Here is a 2,219-nt window from a genome sequence, read left to right on the forward strand (position 1 = left end):
AGCGATGTTCCAATTTATTGAAGGTTGGTATAACCGAAAAAGAATTCACAGCAGCTTGGGCTATCAAACCCCACAAGCCATTGAAGATCGAATTAGGAATACAGCTTAAGATTTAACTTTTTAGTGTCCAAAATATTGACTCAAATCCACTTCTTCGATAAACTGTCCCGTTAGTTTAAGAAGAAAAATCAAAAGCATTGTTTAACAGAGTCTATTTTAAATAAGTAACAATCAAAAAAAGTTCGTAAAAGTGTACTTTTACGAACTAATTCAGAAGAAAAACATTAGTTTTATTTAAAGTCATGGTTTCCCATAGTTTTAAAGGTGTTTATAAAGGTGTACTTTTACAAATGGGTAAATAGGGTCTTTATTTAGTTTTTACCAGCTTAGCTAGAAAGTCATTATTTTTCCCATTCTCTTTTTAGTGAGTGCATTTTCATTTAATCGTCCCTTTGTGAATCGATATTTGCATAAATAAAAAAAGACTTTCTACATCTGAATAATGTAGAAAATCTTATGTATTAAAGTGATTTCAAATGTTCAATACGTTTTTCTAATGGTGGGTGAGTAGAGAATAGTCTAGAGAATTTTCCCTTGCCACTAATTTTAAAAGCAGCAATAGACTTTTGGCTGTCATCAACCAAGCTAACGGTGTGTCTTAATGATTCTAATGCGTGAATCATATTCGCCTTTCCACCTAATTCGGCAGCTAATTTGTCCGCTTTAAATTCACGTTTTCTTGAATGCCAAAAGATAATAGGACTGCTTAAAATGCTGAATAGAATCTCGAAAACCATAGAAGATACGAAGTAAACAATTCCAGCCACTTCTTCTCTTACAAAACTTGAAACAATTTTTGAAGCAATACGGGAGAAGAAAATAACGAATGTATTGATGATACCTTGCAATAGAGTTGTTGTAACCATATCACCATTCTTAATGTGTGCTATTTCGTGTGCAATAACCCCACAAATCGCATTACGATCCATCCTATCTAACATACCGCTTGAAACGGCTACTAATGAACGTTTTTTGCTTGGTCCAGTAGCAAAAGCGTTGACCTCCTGTGAATGATAAATACCAACTTGTGGCATAACTTTCAAACCAGCCATACGTGCTAATCGGTATGTTTCTTCCAATACAAAGCGTTCGTGATCGCCACGCGGAGAATGTTCATCAATTAATTGAACACCCATAACCCATTTCGCCATTATACGAGACATTGACAATGAAATGATGGAACCAGCAAAACCAGCGATGACACTGAAGGCAAGCAGGGAACCATAACCACCGCCACCAATATAACTTTCTACACCAAGCAACGTGGTGATAGTTGTAATGGTGATTAATACTAGAATGTTAACGAATATAAATAAGGAAATACGTTTTAACAATAAAGACCCTCCTGGTTTGTAATAAACTTTGTCCTAATTAGGTGATCACCAATAATGAAACCTACATTATATAACTATATACGAAAAAGTAAATAAAAAGTTTCAAAAAACAAAAAATATGTTTGTGATTTGGTTCTGGTGCAAAAACTTCAAGACAATTGCAAGTAATCTCTAAATCTTGGACATAGTGATACTATTACTCTAAAAAAGGTGCGTGATCAGTATGGAAAAGCAAAATTTATTCAAATGGAAACATTATTAGCCTAACATTATTTTGTTAACAGTGAGATGGTACCTGCGGTACAACCTGAGCTTTCGTAATGTAGTGGAGATGATGGAAGAACGTGGCTTATCGATGGCCCACACAACGATTATGCGTTGTGTTCATCAATATAGACCGGAAGTAGATGAAAGAATACGACGTCATCTTAAGCCAACAAATAACTCCTGGAGAATCGATGAAACATCTATCAAAGTAAAAAGTCAATGGATGTATCTGTATCGTGTAATTGATTCCGAAGGAAATACGATTGATTTTTATCTTAGTAAAACAAGAGACAAAAGGCTGTAAAGTGCTTCTTCAAGAAAGCTTTACGGTGGTCTTCTCATGTTTCAAAGCCTCGTGTTATAACAGTGGATAAAAATACGGCTTACCCTATCGCAGTCGAAGAATGGACAAATCGAGTAGAGGGAAAATAAATGTATTATTTTCGCCCCTCTCACAACACCGTACGTACGGTTCGCGTATACGGCGTTTCAATTTATATTACAGTGTGTACTTTTAGATAATGCTCTAAAGCAGAGGGGACTCCCCTCTGCTTTAGT

At 35.4% G+C, this 2,219-nt stretch carries 1 protein-coding gene and 1 pseudogene; one reads left to right on the plus strand and one right to left on the minus strand.

The window, feature by feature from the left end; genetic code table 11:
• Positions 1-521: 521 nt before the first annotated feature.
• Positions 522-1,394: a protease HtpX gene (htpX, locus tag AC1DIV_RS29840; protein ID WP_477577949.1), complete on the minus strand. Its 873-nt coding sequence runs from the start codon at positions 1,392-1,394 to the stop codon at positions 522-524.
• A 268-nt stretch (positions 1,395-1,662) separates the two neighbouring features.
• Between htpX and AC1DIV_RS29845 the strand changes: the two are divergent.
• Positions 1,663-2,063, plus strand: a pseudogene (locus AC1DIV_RS29845) (IS6 family transposase); the annotation flags it as partial.
• Between the last annotated feature and the right edge of the window lie 156 nt (positions 2,064-2,219).

It is taken from the genome of Peribacillus sp. 05N428 (assembly GCF_056397085.1).